This is a genomic window from Streptomyces sp. NPDC053513 (genome assembly GCF_044544765.1).
GTDB lineage: Bacteria > Actinomycetota > Actinomycetes > Streptomycetales > Streptomycetaceae > Streptomyces > Streptomyces litmocidini.
Window position 1 is genome coordinate 1 of record NZ_JBITXP010000059.1, and the last position, 1417, is coordinate 1417.

1 protein-coding gene is annotated in these 1417 nt (G+C 69.5%); it reads left to right on the forward strand.

The genetic code is table 11. The features are described from left to right. Positions 1-581: 581 nt before the first annotated feature. A partial coding sequence (locus tag ACIGW4_RS38110; protein WP_399586322.1) for an IS110 family transposase occupies positions 582-1417 on the forward strand: 836 nt, incomplete at its 3' end.

The following is a 1417-nucleotide window of genomic DNA, read 5'->3' on the forward strand; positions in this document are numbered from 1 at the left end:
GCCTAATCCGTAGTTATGAGCGTTCCGCAGACGCGGGTGCTTCTCGGAGCGTTCGAGTACCAGACCGTGACATCCAGGTGCAGCCGGGCTGTCGAGGCCTCAACGTAGATCGGTGCGCGGTCGTGGTGCTCAGGGTGGTGGCGGTCACGTGGGCGCCAGACGGACGCCTTTTGGACGCTGGGCCTCGACGCCTACTCGTAGATCGGGTGGCGTCTGGTGCCTTCGTGGCCGCCACCACGAGCGGTGTTGGCGCCCGTCGGCGCTGGACGGATGCCCAAAACTCACCCGGCATCGATGCCTATTAAGAGAGCGGCGGCGTCCAGGGCCGTCGCGCGTCAACACCTCTCGACCTGACCACTCGTTTGCGTTGGTGGTGCGAGCCCATCGCACGGTGACCTCTCGATACGCCCGAGCCGCCCGAGCTCCCGCATAGACCGAGGCCCGTGGGGTGCGCTGGTGCCACGAACGGCTAGTGAGGTGGCGGCCCGACCGCGCTGCGGTCGAGGCCTGGGATTAGGTCGCTGCGTGGCCCGCATGCGCTCGTGACCAGCGCAAACACCGGACTCTGGGGAGGGGAAATCTTGATCTACTGCGGAATCGACTGGGCGGAACGCACCCACGACGTCGCCCTGGTCGACGACACCGGACAGCTACTTGCCAAGCGGCACATCACCGACGACGCGGCCGGCTACAAGATCCTGCTGGAACTGCTCGCCGAGTACGGCGACACCGCCGAAAACCCGATCCCGGTCGCGATCGAGACCTCCCGCGGCCTGCTGGTCGCGGTGCTGCGGACCGGTACGCGCAAGGTGTTCGCGATCAATCCGATGGCGGCTGCCCGCTACCGCGACCGGCACAGCGTCTCCCGCAAGAAGTCCGACCCCGGCGACGCCCTGGTCCTCGCCAACATCCTCCGCACCGACATGCACGCCCACCGGCCCCTGCCCGACGACAGCGACCTCGGCCGCGCGATCTCCGTCCTGGCCCGGGCCCAGCAGGACTCGCTGTGGAACCGGCAGCAGCTCGCCAACCAGCTCCGCTCCCTGCTGCGCGAGTACTACCCCGCCGCCCTGGCCGCCTTCGCCCCCTGGACCAACGGCCTGTGCCGACCCGAGGCCCGTGAACTCCTCAAGACCGCTCCGACCCCGGCCCGGGCCGCGCGGCTGACCCGCACCCAGATCCAGGCCGCCCTCAAGCGCGCCGGCCGCCAGCGCGGCATCGAAGCCGAGGCCGAACGCCTCCGCGAGGTCTTCCGAGGCGAGTGGGCCCACCAGCCACCGCTGGTCGAAGACGCCCTCGGCAAGCAGATGCTCGCCCTCCTTATCCAGCTGGACGCCGCCTGCACCGCCGCCGACCAGCTCGCCGAAGCGGTCGAAGAGGCCTTCCCCCAGCACCCGGACGCCGAGATCCTGCTGAG